At 61.6% G+C, this 15,598-nt stretch carries 14 protein-coding genes; 6 read left to right on the top strand and 8 right to left on the bottom strand.

Features of this window, described 5'->3' with window-relative positions:
- Positions 1–5: 5 nt before the first annotated feature.
- On the bottom strand, positions 6–767 hold the full coding sequence (locus NLY33_RS23575; protein WP_023724339.1) for a hypothetical protein: 762 nt from the start codon (positions 765–767) through the stop codon (positions 6–8).
- 138 nt (positions 768–905) lie between these two features.
- Between NLY33_RS23575 and NLY33_RS23570 the strand changes: the two genes are divergently transcribed.
- Entirely contained in the window at positions 906–1,934 is a 1,029-nt protein-coding gene (locus NLY33_RS23570) for a DUF4238 domain-containing protein (RefSeq protein WP_023705811.1), read from the top strand.
- Positions 1,935–2,020: 86 nt separating this feature from the next.
- Here the strand turns inward: NLY33_RS23570 and NLY33_RS23565 are convergent, their stop codons facing one another.
- Both NLY33_RS23565 and NLY33_RS23560 read right to left on the bottom strand, forming a co-directional pair.
- Complete coding sequence (locus tag NLY33_RS23565; protein ID WP_348524497.1) at positions 2,021–2,260, bottom strand: sunset domain-containing protein; 240 nt, start codon at positions 2,258–2,260, stop codon at positions 2,021–2,023.
- Between the two features lie 545 nt (positions 2,261–2,805).
- Positions 2,806–2,937 (bottom strand): hypothetical protein, encoded by a 132-nt coding sequence (locus tag NLY33_RS23560; protein ID WP_023705814.1) that lies wholly within the window; start codon positions 2,935–2,937, stop codon positions 2,806–2,808.
- 680 nt (positions 2,938–3,617) lie between these two features.
- On the opposite strand from NLY33_RS23560, the gene guaB reads away from it, so the two are divergent.
- From guaB to NLY33_RS23545, 3 genes are read left to right on the top strand one after another with little or no spacing between them, the layout of a single operon-like run.
- Positions 3,618–5,120: an IMP dehydrogenase gene (gene guaB, locus NLY33_RS23555; protein WP_023709518.1), complete on the top strand. Its 1,503-nt coding sequence runs from the start codon at positions 3,618–3,620 to the stop codon at positions 5,118–5,120.
- 19 nt (positions 5,121–5,139) lie between these two features.
- Entirely contained in the window at positions 5,140–5,709 is a 570-nt protein-coding gene (locus tag NLY33_RS23550) for a hypothetical protein (RefSeq protein WP_023709519.1), read from the top strand.
- A 22-nt stretch (positions 5,710–5,731) separates the two neighbouring features.
- On the top strand, positions 5,732–6,151 hold the full coding sequence (locus NLY33_RS23545) for an MAPEG family protein (protein WP_023708784.1): 420 nt from the start codon (positions 5,732–5,734) through the stop codon (positions 6,149–6,151).
- Between the two features lie 63 nt (positions 6,152–6,214).
- On the opposite strand, the gene rnd is transcribed toward NLY33_RS23545, so the two are convergent.
- The 3 genes from rnd to NLY33_RS23530 form a co-directional block, all read right to left on the bottom strand.
- Positions 6,215–7,366: a ribonuclease D gene (gene rnd, locus NLY33_RS23540; protein ID WP_023708785.1), complete on the bottom strand. Its 1,152-nt coding sequence runs from the start codon at positions 7,364–7,366 to the stop codon at positions 6,215–6,217.
- Positions 7,367–7,441: 75 nt separating this feature from the next.
- Positions 7,442–8,686, bottom strand: coding sequence for an MFS transporter (locus NLY33_RS23535; protein WP_023673030.1), 1,245 nt, complete (start codon positions 8,684–8,686; stop codon positions 7,442–7,444).
- Positions 8,687–8,790: 104 nt separating this feature from the next.
- Positions 8,791–9,996, bottom strand: a complete 1,206-nt coding sequence (locus NLY33_RS23530; RefSeq protein WP_023708787.1) for an MFS transporter — start codon at positions 9,994–9,996, stop codon at positions 8,791–8,793.
- Positions 9,997–10,108: 112 nt separating this feature from the next.
- Here NLY33_RS23530 and NLY33_RS23525 point away from each other — a divergent pair, with 112 nt between their 5' ends.
- Together NLY33_RS23525 and aspS are read left to right on the top strand one after the other, a co-directional pair.
- The gene (locus NLY33_RS23525) at positions 10,109–10,867 is read left to right on the top strand and encodes a DeoR/GlpR family DNA-binding transcription regulator (protein ID WP_023708788.1); all 759 of its coding nucleotides are present in this window, start codon (positions 10,109–10,111) and stop codon (positions 10,865–10,867) included.
- Between the two features lie 130 nt (positions 10,868–10,997).
- Positions 10,998–12,785 (top strand): aspartate--tRNA ligase, encoded by a 1,788-nt coding sequence (gene aspS / locus NLY33_RS23520; protein ID WP_023682421.1) that lies wholly within the window; start codon positions 10,998–11,000, stop codon positions 12,783–12,785.
- Positions 12,786–13,030: 245 nt separating this feature from the next.
- On the opposite strand, the gene NLY33_RS23515 is transcribed toward aspS, so the two are convergent.
- Together NLY33_RS23515 and NLY33_RS23510 are read right to left on the bottom strand one after the other, a co-directional pair.
- Positions 13,031–14,221, bottom strand: a complete 1,191-nt coding sequence (locus tag NLY33_RS23515) for an integrase core domain-containing protein (protein WP_286439113.1) — start codon at positions 14,219–14,221, stop codon at positions 13,031–13,033.
- A gap of 127 nt (positions 14,222–14,348) precedes the next feature.
- Positions 14,349–15,539 carry an aq_1923 C-terminal domain gene (locus tag NLY33_RS23510; protein WP_023705086.1) on the bottom strand — a complete coding sequence of 397 codons (1,191 nt, stop codon included), beginning with the start codon at positions 15,537–15,539 and terminating at the stop codon, positions 14,349–14,351.
- Between the last annotated feature and the right edge of the window lie 59 nt (positions 15,540–15,598).

Below are 15,598 nucleotides of genomic sequence, written 5' to 3'. Positions count from 1 at the left end.
GGGCCTCATTCATCCCTGGGCTTGCAGACTTCAAGCAAATAGGCAGTGGCCGCTTCAAACCTTTCAAATCCTAGTTGCGCCAACTCGGCTTTCTGCTTCGGCGAGGTCCCTGGCATAATGCTCCTGACTTCAGCGAGCAGGGTTGCAATTTCTCGGAGCAGGACGATCTGACCAAAAGTGGCCTTCCGTCCAGGAAATTGCTCGAGGGCGTTACGGACGGCTTCAACGGAAGAACTAAAGGACTCAATCACATCGCCTATAAAAGCTGCTCGATCAAATGGGCCTCGCACGAGTTTTGACTCGCCTTGGCCGGTTCTTATTACTATTTGCTGTCTACTCCCCTGCGACACTAGGGTTGTGATGCCATCAAGAACCACTTTCAAGTGTTTGTCGTTTTCCGCCCAAACCATCATCTCAGTTTGCGTTCCGATGAATTTGGCTTGATTGCGTGCTTCCTCCGCCTGCTCCTTGGCTACCTGCCGGTTCTGTTCGAATTCGCGCCGAGTAAGCTGCAGCTCTCGGCGTTGCAGGGAAAGCTCTTGCGACTGAACCATCGTGGCTACGAACAGCCAAAGGAACGCCAATGGCGCGAAGATTCCGGCCAGCGCATCGGCGAGGTCGTGAAGCTCCATCGGCGCGCTGAACTTGACGAAATCGCTGGCCCCCACCGTCCAAGCGACTAAAGCGACGTAAAGGCCGGTGAACAAGAATCCGAGCTTCACCCAGCCAGACGTTTTTGCCGATTCTGCCGCCTCAGTTTGTGTCATTTGATCCCCCCTGCCTTGCTTGATCAGCTACCAGTTCTCTGCAGCCCGTGCTAGCTGTTCCAACTAGCCGACTAGACTCGCTCCCTATTAAATCGGATATACTTGGGTCCACAAAAAGTTGAAACAGATGGCTGCTCCATGAATAAGAAGAAAGACAACAATCATTTTATTTCAGAATTCCAGCTTCGGCATTTTCGTTCTGCTCCACCTCCTCGGAAGCCGGGCAAATATTTCGTTTGGGTCTACGATCAAAAAGAAGAACCTGATTGCAGGAATATAAAGAAGGTAGCGTCATACCATCAATTTTATGGCAAAGAGGACGATCGACTGGAGGACGCTTTTGCGGTTAGCGAAAGCAAGAACGGCGCGATGTATGCCGCAATCCTTTCCGGTTCTAATCTGCCGGTCAAATTTGAACATGAAATGGGAAATTTGTTTTGGCTGCTGGCTTTTCGTACTCGCGCAATGAGGGATCGAATGCGCAGTGGCATCCACAAGACGGCCAGTTTGATGGCCGATACGGCTCTGGGTGTTGACGCTGCCGGTTATCTAACCAGAAATATCGATCTGAAAGTTGGCGAAGCAATAGCGGAAGCGCTACCGCAACAGACTCCAGAGCAAAATGAAATCCTAAAAAAATATATTCTGGAAAATATAGATCGGAACCAGTTGGGCGGTGTTATGCAAATGATGTTCCAGGCGTTTGCGGCTCATGTTAACACAGACACGTTCGATAATAGCCACAACACGAGCTTGCAAAGATTCCTTGACTCAGGTGGGGTGTGTCCCGAACCCAGAAGGCCGGAATCTTGGGCTATCGTTCAAAATCCTGATAAGAATTTTGTGTTAGGTGACGCCGGCGTTTTCTGCGTAGATCGAGAAAAAAAGATCTCCACTTTTGTCGGCGCCTCAAACGACTGGCGAGAGGCTTATCTTCCAATAAGTCCATCGTTGGCGGTTGTTGGAATGCGAGGGATAGCTGTCCCTACGATGACCCCGGAAGAGATCGTAACGGCTTCGATATCGACTTCCGGACGACAGTTCTATGCAGACGTTTTCTCGGCTGCTCTCGCTGATCGTGCCTTGAAGGAAATCAATAGCGCAGGTGAATTGATTGGCGACGCAGATGTGGCTGAAATAACAACTAGTGTGTGGCAGGAAAAATAAATCGCCAGGTGTGATGTTCGCCGTGACGAGATCGCTCAGATTCGTTGTGAAGCGATTTTTCCTCGGTGCCTTAAGTCAGTTTCCCGTCACACCTTTGACTTCCGCCAGCCGGCCCACCACGCTTCCCATTGAGAGCAGAACCAGCGCTCGCCCTTTGCCGAGTTGACGACCGTCTCGTTGTAATATCGCTGCCCTGGCATGTGGTAGATGCGTTCGCCAGTCACGGCGCTGATATTGCCGTTGATGTTGCAACCGGCCGGGGCAAGCGCCCTGGAATCCCCCTGCCGATGCACGGTCGGAAGGGGATGCTGTTCGCTCTGCGGCATGAAATAGCTGGCAGCGGCAACACCGCACAACAGGACCGGGATTAGCGCCCGCTGTTCCAGCAACGAGCGTCTATGCCTTCGTAGGCCGAGAAGCCGTGTGACGGTGGAGCCCCATAACCCTTTCCCCACGGGCAGAATGCGACTAACGGGGATCGAAGTCCACTGCTTCGCGCCTACCATACGGGTGGGGTTCATTCATCACAGCGGGGCGCAGACTTAAGCTGCGCGCGCACCGTCCTGCCCAAGCCTGAAGCCCCATTGATACGGAGTAGTGCCGAGTGGAGCTTCGTAGGGCCTTGGGACTGTGGGAACGACGTCGGGCTTCAACGACTGGAATCCATCGACATAGCCGTCTTCGAATGTCTTCTTGGGATAAGCTGGAACGTCCTTCATAATCGTCATTTTGGCGTGTACCTCGCTAAGCGGCGCCTGCCTAAGGGGACATAGGCGCGCCATCGAAACCCTGCAACCATGTGTTTGGCGAATTTTGCGGTCCGGAACGGCGACCCGGTCAAGCAGCCCGCCGGAGCCTGTGAAGAGATCGATCATTCGCCCGGGTCCAGCGGTTTGTGCCACCACCATTTGATGAAGCGGGCAAAAGCGATCACGCCGGCAACGACGCCGAACGCGCTTGCGGTCAGGGTGAGCACCTGGCCTAGGTCGAGGGTGATTATCATGGGAGCGCTCCTTTCAAGACAGATCTCGCCATTGAGAAAAGTTCTAAAAGGAACTGCTAAGATAGACGCTGAGCCCTTACGACATGTCAACAGGGAAACTGCCGTGATACCCGGCTACAATAATCAAACCCCGTCATGCACAGGCACGAACTGCTCCGAAACCACTCCGGCCGAACGAGCTGAACGAACTCGCATGAACAGACGCCAATTGCTTCGATCACGTTTCCGTTACTGCGGCAGAGCGCGAGACACGTTTATCGCAAACATATACTCAGGCGCATTTGCTAGGCTTTGCGCGCCGGTAGGGCACAGTTCATAATGCCGGGCCATAAGTTACGGCGACCGGCGAGGGGCGGCGGGCACATAAGGCGGCAGGGGGGCGGCGATACCCTTCGAGACCGTCGGCGAGGCCAGGGGTTCGCCCTGCGCGATAGGCGAGGTCGTAGGAGGATGGATGGCATTCGGGTCACGCTGGCCAGCTTTAATGCGCTGACTTAACACGGCGTTCCGGGGCAACCCCAACACTTTGCGGTGACATGCAATCACCGGCTTTTCATCGGCGCCGCGACGTGTTACCAGCCAGCGCCAATCCTGAAAGGGAAGAAACGAGTCGGCGCTGTCCATTTCGGTCCAGCGCTTTTTTGTATTCCCCCAGCGCTTTTCGTATCCGAGGACTGGCCATGGCAAAAATCATCGAAACGTCCACCGGCGCGCTGGCGCTGACCTTTGACGACGTGCTGTTGCAGCCCGGTCATTCCGAGGTCATGCCCGGTGAGACCGACATCCGCACCCGCATCGCCACCGACATCGACCTCAACGTGCCGATCCTGTCGGCCGCCATGGACACCGTCACCGAGGCGCGGCTCGCCATCGCCATGGCGCAGGCCGGCGGCATCGGCGTCATCCACCGCAATTTCTCGCCGGCCGAACAGGCCGAGCAGGTGCGTCAGGTCAAGAAGTTCGAATCGGGCATGGTCATCAATCCGGTCACCATCGGCCCCGACGCCACGCTCGCCGACGCGCTGGCGCTGATGCGCACCTATTCCATCTCGGGCATTCCGGTGGTCGAGAATGGCGGCACCGGCGGCCAGAAGATCGGCCGCCTGGTCGGCATCCTGACCAACCGTGACGTGCGCTTCGCCTCCGATCCGGGGCAGAAAGTCTACGAATTGATGACCCGTGAGAACCTGATCACGGTCAAGGAGAATGTCGACCAGGACGAGGCCAAGCGGCTGCTGCACCAGCACCGCATCGAAAAGCTCGTCGTCGTGGACAAGCAAGGCAATTGCGTCGGCCTGATCACCGTCAAGGACATCGAGAAGTCGCAGCTCAACCCGCACGCCACCAAGGATGCGCAGGGGCGCCTGCGGGCGGCGGCCGCCACCAGCGTCGGCGATGACGGCTTCGAGCGCGCCGAGCGGTTGATCGATGCCGGTGTCGACCTCCTGGTCATCGACACCGCGCATGGCCATTCGCAGCGCGTGCTCGATGCGGTGACGCGGGCCAAGAAGCTTTCCAATTCCGTCCGCATCCTGGCCGGCAACGTCGCCACCGCCGAAGGCACGCAGGCGCTGATCGACGCCGGCGCCGATGCCGTCAAGGTCGGCATCGGCCCGGGCTCGATCTGCACCACGCGCATCGTCGCCGGCGTCGGCGTGCCGCAGCTTTCGGCGATCATGTCGGCGGTCGAGACGGCGCATAGATCAGGCGTGTCGGTCATCGCCGACGGCGGCATCAAATATTCGGGTGACCTGGCCAAGGCGCTTGCCGCCGGCGCCAGTGCGGCCATGATCGGTTCGCTGCTGGCCGGCACCGACGAAAGCCCGGGCGAGGTCTATCTGCATCAGGGCCGCTCCTTCAAGGCCTATCGCGGCATGGGCTCTGTCGGCGCCATGGCGCGCGGCTCGGCCGATCGCTACTTCCAGGCCGAGGTTCGCGACACGCTGAAACTGGTCCCGGAAGGCATTGAAGGGCAGGTGCCCTACAAGGGACCTGTGTCTGGCGTGCTGCACCAGCTTGCGGGCGGGCTAAAAGCCGCTATGGGTTATGTCGGTGGCCGCGACCTTGCCGATTTTCGCGAACGCGCCACCTTTGTGCGCATATCCAACGCCGGACTTCGTGAAAGCCACGCCCATGACGTCACGATTACCCGCGAAAGCCCGAACTATCCTGGCGGAGCCTGACCGGCAGCCAGAGCGGTACATGCTCTGGCGCCACCAGGCGACGATCGTGCTGCGGCTGGCGCGCCATGCCGGCGCGCTGTGCTTTGCCGCCGCGGCGGTTTTCATCACCATGACGCTGCTGGAATTCTTCTATTTCCGCCGGCTGAGCGGCGGCCTGCCGTCGCTCGACGTGCGCCTTGGCGGGTTCACGCCCGACGAGGGCATGGCCTGGCTGACGGCACTCGGCCGACGCGGCAGTGAGATCATCCTGGTCTGGCACTATTTGACTTTCGACCTTCTCTTCCCGGCGCTGCTGTCGCTGACCATGGTCAGCCTGATCCTGGCAACCGGGCGGCGGCTGAAGAATTTTCGTGCCATGCCGGTGCAGCTTCAGGCGCTGTTCGCGCTGGTCATCGTGCTGCCTTACACATGCGCCGACTACGCCCAGAACATTGCGGTGGCGCGGCTTCTGTCCGATGCGCTGTCGGCCAACCCGGATTCTCTGTCTTTCGCCTCGTCGCTGATCGTCACCAAATTCGCGCTGCTGGCGATCCCCGTCATCGTCATCGCGTTTTTGATCCTTGCCGCCCAGCGGCGTCCACAGGCATGAACGACAGAGCAGGGGCAACGCCATGAGCCAGACCGCGATTTTCTGGCCGATGCTGGCGCAGGTGTTGCTCGTCTATATCGTCTATGTCGTGATGGGCCGGCGCCGCTACGGCGCGGTCAAATCGGGCGAGGCCAAGGTCGGTCAATACAAGGTGCGCACGACCGAGCCCGGGTCGAGCGTCACGGTTGCCAACAATCTCATCAACCAGTTCGAACTGCCGGTGCTGTTCTATGTGCTGTGTCTGGCGCTGCACGCGACCAATGGCGTCAATTATCTGACCCTGGCCTTGATGTGGATTTTCGTGATTTCCCGCTATGGCCACGCCTGGGTCCACCTCACCAGCAACAATCTGCGGTTTCGCAGCTGCGCCTTCTACGTCGGCGCGATCATTCTCTTGCTGGCATGGATCTGGTTCGCGCTACACCTGCTCGGAGCGGTGTAGGGCAGTTGTTTACCCTCCCCCTTGTGGGGAGGGTCGCTCCGCGGAGCGGAGCGGGGTGGGGGTCTACAAATCGAACACCGCGATCTTGCGCTTGTCGAACTTGATGCCGATTTCGCCGCGCACCAGCTTCAGCGCGGCTTCGCCGAACACCGTACGCCGCCATCCCTGCAGCGCCGGCACGTCTGCGGCTTCGCCTTCGGCGGCGATGCGGTCGATGTCGTCGCTGGACGCCAGCACTTTCGAGGCGACGCCTTCCTTCTCGGCGACGATCCGCAACAGCACTTTCAACAGCTCGGAGGCGGCATTGGAGCCCTCGGGCGGCTGAAAGCTCTTGGGCAGCTTCGGCATTTCTTCGCGGGGCAAAGCGAGCGCCGTGTTGACCGCGCCGAGCAGCGCCGTTGCCGTCGATGACCGTTCCCAGCCTTTCGGCGTGGTGCGCAGCTTGCCAAGGGCTGCCGCATCGCGCGGCGCCTGCTGGGCGACCTCGTATATGGCGTCGTCCTTGAGCACCCGGCCGCGCGGCACGTCACGCTCGCGCGCCTCGCGTTCGCGCCATGCCGCCACCGTCTGCACGATCGCCAGCTCCTGCGGCTTGCGCAGCCGCATCTTCAGCCGCTTCCAGGCATCCTCGGGGTGCGGATCGTAGGTCTCGCGCGAAGTCAGCACCTCCATTTCCTCGTTCAGCCAATGGGCGCGGTTTTCCCGCTCCAGTTCGGCGCTGAGGTGCTTGTAGACGTCGATCAGATGGGTGACGTCGGCCAGCGCATAATCGAGCTGCTTGTCCGACAGCGGCCGGTGGCGCCAGTCGGTGAAACGCGAGGATTTGTCGAGCCGTGCGCCGGTGATGCGCTGCACCAGCTGATCGTAGGAGACGCTGTCGCCGAAGCCGCAGACCATGGCCGCGACCTGGGTGTCGAACACCGGATGCGGCACCAGATCGCCGAGATGGACGATGATTTCAATGTCCTGGCGCGCGGCATGGAAAACCTTGACCACCGCTTCATTGGCCATCAGCCGGAAGAACGGGGCGAGGTTGATGTCGGGCGCCAGCGGGTCGATCAGCGCGGTGACGCCTGGCGCCGCCATCTGGATCAGGCACAGAATCGGCCAGAATGTCGTTTCGCGGATGAATTCGGTGTCGACGGTGACGAAATCCGACTTTTCAAAAGCGGCGAGAACGGACTCGAGCTCATTTTGGGTGGTGATGACGTGCATCAAATCGCTTTTTAGTAACGGGTAAGGTTCTCTTTCAATTTCAGCCATGGGCGCTTTCGTCAAGCCGCCCTTCGGTCAAGTATCAGCCGATCCGTCGGAATCGCCATTCCTGCGCGCCAGCCGCGCGAAGACGGTTGATGTGCGCAGCAGCGCCGTGAAGCGGCTGCGCTTGCCCGCCGGCACGCTGCCGCGCACCTGCATGCGGTAGAGAATGACGGCGATGAGGGTGGCGTAGACGACTGCGCTGAAGACAAACAGGGCGCCCGGTCCGAAATGTTGCATCACTGCGGACGCCGCGAAGGGGCCACCAATGGCGCCGAATGAATAGAACAGCATCAAGGCGGCGTTGATCAGCACGAACTCGCCCTTGTCGGCGCGGTCGTTGGAATGCGCCGCCGACAGCGAATAGAGCGGCATGGCGAAGCTGCCGAAGATGAAGACGATAATCAAATTGAGGGTCGGATCGGCGCCGGCGACGAAGACCAGCGCCAGCGCGGCGAACATGGCGCCGCATGTCGTGGCCAAAAGCACCGCGCGCCGATCCCAGCGGTCGGAGAGGTAGCCCAGCGGATACTGGATGAGGGCGCCGCCGAAGATGCCGACGCTGACGAAGGTGACGACATCGGCCACCGACATGCCGATCTGCTCGGCATAGACTGGCGACAGCGTGCGGAACGCGCTGTTGGTGACGCCGACGCAGATGCAGCCGAAGCAGCCGAGCGGCGAAATCCGCCAGACGCGGGCGAGATCGAGCTTGACGTCTTCCGGCGGCGTCGGGTTGGAGCGGTCGCCGAGCGACACCGGAACCAGCGACAGCGTGATCATCATCGACATGATGGCGAAGATGGCAAAGCCGCCGGGGCCGAAGATCGGGATCAGGAACTGCGCGCCGGTTACCGAGCCGATATCGACCATGCGGTAGACGGCGAGCACCCGCGCACGATCCTTGTTTTCGACGCCGGAGTTCAGCCAGGCTTCCATGACGGTGAACAGGCCGGCAAAACAGAAACCGCCGGCAAAGCGCACCGCGCACCACATCACCGGATCGATCACCAGCACCAGGAGCAGCGTACTGGCAGCGGCGATGGCGGCGAGCGCTGAAAACGTCCGGACATGGCCGACTGCCTTGAGGATACGGGTGACGGCCAGGCACCCCAACAGGAAGCCGGCGAAATAGAACGTGCCCATCAGGCCGATGTCGGAGGCCGAAAACCCTTCCTGCGCGCCGCGCAACGCGATCAGCGTGCCCTGCAGCCCGTTGCCGCCAAGCAGGATGCCGGCGGCGATGAGGAGCGGGATCAGCGGGCGGATGGAGGACATACGGAACCGTTGCTTAGGTGGCTCCACAGTTCTGAACCATCGGTGTGGCCAATGCCAGTGGCTTGTCCCGCCGCCAACAGGTGTGTGGCTTCAAGTGCGGCCGTTCAAGCTCCGTCGGCCCTCGCCAAAGCTTCGCTCGCCGGCGCAGGCTCGCCCCGGGCAGCCCTTCGGCCAAGCGAGCCGGCGGTCAGCAGGCTGAGCATGATGAACGGGATGCCGATACCGAAGGCCGAGCGGATGCCCCAATGGTCGGAGACGAAACCGAGCAGCGGCGGGCCGAGCAGGAAGGCGACGAAGGAAATCTGCGACAGCGCCGCGACATTGATCGTCGCGGAGCGGTCCGTCCGCTGGGCTGCCGCCGAGATCGCCAGCGGAAAGAGCACGCTGCTGCCGATGCCAAGTAGCGCAAAGCCCAGCATCGATACGAGCGGGGCAGGCGAGAAGAAGACGAGCAGCACGCCCACCGCCATCGTCGCCAGCAGCACCCGCGCCACGACGCTCGGCGAGTGGCGGTCGACAAAGGAGTCGGCAAAGAAGCGCGTGCTCGCTTGCGAGAATGCAAACAGCGCCACGGTGAAGCCGGCGACGAAAGGGCCCGCATCGAACACGGTGCGCATGTAGATTGCCGACCAGTCGATGCTGGCGCCTTCCATCAGCATCGCCGACAGTGTCACCGCGACGAGGACGAGGATCGGCAGCGTCGGCCGCGCCAGCCTTGGCGCCGTCTCGTCATTGCCAGCGAAGCGGCTCGGCGCCGGTTCGTAACCGCCGAGAAACAGCGCGATTCCTGTCGCCACCATCGGTACGACAATCGCCAGGTGCAGTTGCGGCGAAATGCCGAGATGCGCAAGCGCGGCGCCGAACAGGCCGGCGCCGAAAAAGCCGATGCTCCAGAACGAATGCGCCCGGTTCATGATCCGGCGCTTGAGCAGGAATTCGGTTCTATCGGCCTCGACATTGAGAATGATCTCGACGCTGCCGATCATCAGGCCGACCGGAAACAGCATCAGGAACAGCGCAAGCGGCCCAGGCGCATGCACGGCAATGGCAAAGACAACCGACAAAAGCGGCACCAGCCCGAGCAGCGCGCGGCGGAAGCCGATGCGCTCCAGGATCGGCGCCGCCAGCGTCAGCGCGGTCAAGGTGCCGATCGGCGTCCCGATCAGGCTTAGCCCGAGCGTGCCGTCCCCGATGCCCATGGCGTGCTTGATGTCGGGCAGCCGCGGGAAGATTTGGCCCATGGCGAACGAATAGATCGCAAAGCCGGCGTAGACCCGGTGTTGCGGAGCGAGGCGGAGGCCAAAGGTCATGACGATGCTTTCGGGGAAGAGAGTCGACGGTTGTCACTGTTTGATATGCCTACATCTTGCACAAACATGCAAATCGTGCAAGAACGTGCATGGAAAAAAACAGGATCATGCAATGCTGACCGATGAGCGGCATCAAATTATTCGCGATCGCCTGGCCGTCGAGGGAAGGGTGCTGGCCGGCGAGCTGGCAGGCCGCTTCGGCGTTTCGGAAGACACGGTTCGGCGCGACCTCAGGGAGTTGGCCAAGGCCGGGCAGTGCCGCCGCGTCTATGGCGGCGCGGTCGCGGCCGCACCCTTCGCGGCCACGCCGGTCGGCCTGCGCGCCGGCCATGCGGTCGAAGAAAAGACGCGGCTGGCCCGCGCGACCGCGGCACTGCTTTCGCGCGGACAGACCCTGTTCATCGACAGCGGCTCGACCAATGCCGCGGTCGCCAGGGCCATCCCGCGCGACATCGATCTGACCGTCGCCACCAATTCGCTCGAAATTGCCTCCGTCCTGTCAGACCACGCTTTGGTCGAACTGATTGTGCTGGGCGGGCGGTTCGACCGCCATCTCGGCGCCTGCGTCGGCGCCGACACGCTTGCCGCTGTCGCGCAACTTGGCGCGGACCTGTTTGTTCTCGGATCCTGCGGCCTCGATGCGTCGCGCGGCGTCACGGCCTTCGATTCGGCTGAGGCCGAGGTAAAGCGGGCGATGGCCAAGAACAGCGCAGGCATCGTCATCGCTGTAACCAACGACAAGCTAGCCACAGCCGCACCCTACCGGGTCGCCAGGCCAGAGGCGATCCGCCACCTCGTGGTCGAAAAGACCGCGCCGGCCGCGATCCTCGCCGACTTCGAACGCCAGGGCGCCGAAATCCACTTCGCTTGAACAATGGGCCTGCGCCCGATCGCCCGGCTTGCCTTGACAAATCCGGCCTCCCATGCGCTTTTCGCGCAAATTTTGGACCGTGCTTTGATGCTCGGGCCACAACCCAGCACCCCGGAATTTTGACATGACAATGCATCGTTACCGCAGCCACACCTGTGCCCAGTTGAGAAAGAGCGATGTCGGCTCTTCGGTTCGCCTGTCGGGCTGGGTGCATCGCGTGCGCGATCATGGCGGCCTGCTGTTCATCGATCTGCGCGACCATTACGGCCTGACCCAGATCGTCGCCGATCCGGATTCGCCCGCCTTCAAGGTGGCCGAGACGCTGCGTGGCGAATGGGTGATCCGCGTCGACGGCGAGGTCAAGGCGCGCCTGCCGGACACCACCAACGCCAACCTGCCGACCGGCGAGATCGAGATTTTTGCGCGCGAGATCGAGGTGCTGTCGGCAGCCAAGGAATTGCCGCTGCCGGTGTTCGGCGAGCCCGACTATCCCGAAGACATCCGCCTGAAGTACCGTTTCCTGGACCTGCGCCGCGAGACGCTGCACAGGAACATCGTGGCGCGCACGAAAATCATCGCCGAGATGCGCAAGCGTATGACCGATGTCGGCTTCACCGAATTCTCGACGCCGATCCTGACGGCCTCGTCGCCGGAAGGTGCGCGCGACTTCCTGGTGCCGTCGCGCATCCATCCCGGCACCTTTTACGCGCTGCCGCAGGCGCCGCAGCAGTACAAGCAGCTGATCATGGTTTCGGGCTTCGACCGCTATTTCCAGATCGCGCCCTGCTTCCGCGACGAGGACCCGCGCGCCGACCGTCTGCCCGGCGAATTCTACCAACTCGACCTCGAAATGAGCTTCGTCGAGCAGGACGACGTGCTGTCGACCATGGAACCGGTGATGCGGGGCGTCTTCGAGACTTTCGCCAACGGCAAGCCGGTGACGCAGACATTCCAGCGCATCCCGTACGATGTCGCGATGCGCAAATACGGCTCCGACAAGCCGGACCTGCGCAACCCGATCGAGATGCAGGCCGTCTCCGACCATTTCCGCGATTCCGGCTTCAAGGTCTTCGCCAACATCCTGGCCAACGATCCGAAGGCCGAAGTATGGGGCATTCCGGCCAAGACCGGCGGCAGCCGCGCCTTCTGCGACCGCATGAACTCGTGGGCGCAGGGCGAGGGCCAGCCGGGACTGGGTTACATCTTCTGGCGCAAGGAAGGCGACAAGCTTGAAGGCGCCGGTCCGCTGGCCAAGAACATCGGCGAGGAGCGCACCGAGGCGATCCGTCAGCAGCTCGGCCTTGCCGATGGCGACGCCGCCTTCTTCGTCGCCGGCGATCCGAAGAAGTTCGTCACCTTCGCCGGTGCCGCGCGTACGCGTGCCGGCGAAGAACTGAACCTTGTCGACCGCGAGCGCTTCGAATTGTGCTGGATCGTCGACTTCCCGTTCTTCGAATGGAGCGAGGAGGAGAAGAAGATCGACTTCGCCCACAACCCGTTCTCGATGCCGCAAGGCGGTATCGACGCGCTCAACGGCGACGACCTGCTCGGCATCAAGGCCTTCCAGTACGACATGGTCTGCAACGGCTTCGAGATCGCCTCTGGCGGTATCCGCAACCATTTGCCGGAAACCATGGTCAAGGCGTTCGAGACGGTTGGCCTCGACCGCGCCACGGTGGAAGAACGCTTTGGTGGCCTTTACCGCGCCTTCCAGTATGGCGCCCCGCCGCATGGCGGCATGGCGGCCGGCGTCGACCGTGTCGTCATGCTGCTGGTCGGCGCCAAGAACCTGCGAGAGATCACCATGTTCCCGATGAACCAGCAGGCCTACGATTTGTTGATGAACGCGCCTTCGGAAGCCTCGCCGCAGCAGTTGCGTGATCTGTCGCTGCGTGTCGCGGCAGTGAAGAAGGACTGACGGCAGCGTTGAAGCTGCCCTTTCTCCCCGTCTCTATACGGGGAGAAATGTCCGGCAGGACAATGAGGGGCAGCACGCATGCAGGCGATTGGCGAACGGCCTTAGCAGTTGGCGCCTTCTGACAATCGGTTCAGCATCGAACTACAATTTGCAGGCGTTGGCGCCGCCCCTCATCCGCCTGCCGGTGTCCAGCCGATAGATGGGTAACACTTTGAACCGGATACATAGGTGACACTTCTCTCCCCCTATGCGTCCGCCGCAGCGCCAAGCGGATTGGTTGGCGCGGCGCTGCGGCGGGCAAGCTTCATGTGCCGTGTGTCGATGATGCCGAGCGGGTGGGCATGGAATGAGAGTGTCCATTGTCCGTCTTCGGTCTCCAACGCAGCGACCGGTTCGCCAGCCAGCGCTTGCGAGACATATATGAAGCCGCCATTCCATCGGATCTCGCCATTGTGGCGCACGCGGCGGACCGAGGCCTCGGCCGGATAGACGGGCTCGGGTGGTGTCCTGGGCATGGCGCGCTGTGAGGACCGGTAGTGCTGGGCGGGCGTATCCATGCCCAGCGCCTCATGGGGACGTTCCTCATTGTAGCTTTGGCGGAAGGTCTCGAAGGCCTGGCCCTGTGCCGTTCGGTCGGCTTCCGGTGCCTCGGCCATCGGCAGCATGGTCAGGTGAAAGCGCTCGTGACGTCCGTTCTGCTGTGGCCTGCCGGGTGCGATCCGCTCCAAGGTGATGCCGAGCTTGATGAAGCGCACGACAAGCGGCGTCAGTCCGGTGACGCCGGCCGATGCGAAGGGCGGGCCATTGTCGCTTCTGGAGCGATCCGGCAGGCCATGCTCTTCAAACAGCCGTTCGAACACCGGCCAGGCTTCGCTATCGGCCGTCGATCCCGTCGCTTCGAGCGCCAGGAGGTAGCGGCTCGACGCATCCATCACCGTCAAGGGTTCGCAACGCCAGCCGTCGCGGGTCCGGAACCAGCCCTTGTGATCGCCAGTCCACACCGCGTTCGGTTCTTGCGGCTGTGGCCAGGGTCCATTGCCGCAGGCCCGCAGGCGGGGTCGCTTGCGGGCGCGGACAAGCCCATGCCGCGCAAGGATCGCGCCGACCGTCGAGGCTGAAGGCCACATGAACTCGGGAGCCGTGCGCCTGAACCGTGCCACGATCTTCTTTGGACCCCAAAGCGGATGCAGCTCCTTGGCCGCCACAATCCGCTCAACCAGATCCTGAGCTGTCGCCCGGCCATGATTGAGCGGGGCTCGCGGCAGGTCGTGCAAACCCTCAGGCCCAAACGTCCGATAGCGTCCTAGCCATTTGTAGCCGTTCTTGCGTGAGATCCCGTAGGCCGCACAAAGCGCAACCATCGTCTCATCCCCAGAAAGACACTCCACAACAAACCGTAGCCGCTCGTCCATGATGCCAGTCTCTCGCCAAACCATCGCCGGTCCTCCGGCGGACAAGAAAACTGTCACCCATGCTATCGGTCCATTCTGTTACCTATCTATCCGGTTCGGACACCGGCACCTTCTCCCCGTATAGTGACGGGGAGAAGGGGGCGAACTTCGATCAGTCTTCGTTGGCCTTGACGTGGACGCCCAGCGTCTTGGTCAGGTCGGCCGGGTTGGACATGGCGCCGGCCATGATCAGCGCGAACGGCACCGCTGCGGGCGGCTCGGCCGAAATCTCGAGGCTCTTCGGATCGTCGAGATACTTGCTCACCGCGGCCGTCACTTCGGCGGTCAGTTCGGGATTGTTGAGCTGCGCCATGCCGAACGGCACGATCGCCTTGGCCTGGTTGGCGATGTCCTTGCCCGACATGCCCTGCTGCTTGCCGACATACTCAAGCACTTTGCCGGTGAGCGAATCGTCGTCGAAGCGGATCGATGCGCTGTTGAAGGAGAGCTGCTGCAATAGTCCGAGCAGGGCCATGCCTTGCGCCGAATTGTCGGCGCCTTCCGGCTGCGCCGCCATCTTCTTCTGCATCTCCTGCAGCGACTTGACGAAGTCGACCGTGTAGCCGCCGAGGCCGAAGGTCATGCCGAGCGTGCCGGCATTCTCGACCGAGATGTCGTATTTCGACAGGTCCATCTTGCCGTCGCTCGGCTGCCAGGTGCCGCCGATTTCGATATTGCCCGAGATGTTCTGGTAGCCGAGGGCCTCGATGGCTTCCTTGGATTTCGCATCGTCGACCAGGGTCAGGTCGGCGTTGAACTTTTCCGTGGTGGCGGAAAACTCCATCGCCTTGCCGTCGGCCGGCGGCGTGATCTGGACAGCAAGCCCATCCACCGAGAAGGCGGTCTTGTCGGCAACCTTGACCGTCAGGTTTTCGAGTTCGGCCGACTTGTAGATCATCATCGAGCCGAGCGGGCCTGTAGCGCCCTCAGCCGGGATGTTGGCGTCGTGGATGACGAAGGGGGTGAGGTTGAGCGTGACGCCGTCCTTGCTGTGCTGGAAGGCCGAAGTCGTGATGGTCGCGACATCGAAGCCGCCATTGGCTTCGGTCACGCCTTCGAGCTTGACGTCGCCGATCGGCAGCGCCTCCTTTTCGGCCGCCGGTTTGACCGACACGCCCTGCAGCACCATGCTGGAATTGTCGCCGGTAACGCCGGTCCAGGTGATATCGACGCCCTGGACGGCAAGTGCGGCCTTCAGTCGGTCGGCAACCGCCGTGTCTTGCGCAAAGGCGGCATTCAGCGGCAGCGTCAGCAAAAAGGTCGAAAAAGCAAGTTTCTTGAGTGTCGAACGTTGGATTGTCATCGCGAGTTCCCTGAGAGAGTCCTGAAAAAGTGTTTTCTCAATTCTACGCCATCACCATT

This window comes from Mesorhizobium sp. C432A (assembly GCF_030323145.1).
In the GTDB taxonomy this organism is placed as follows: Bacteria; Pseudomonadota; Alphaproteobacteria; order Rhizobiales; family Rhizobiaceae; genus Mesorhizobium.
The sequence above is the reverse complement of the archived record's forward strand: the minus strand, read 5'-3'. Positions and strand labels throughout refer to the sequence as shown.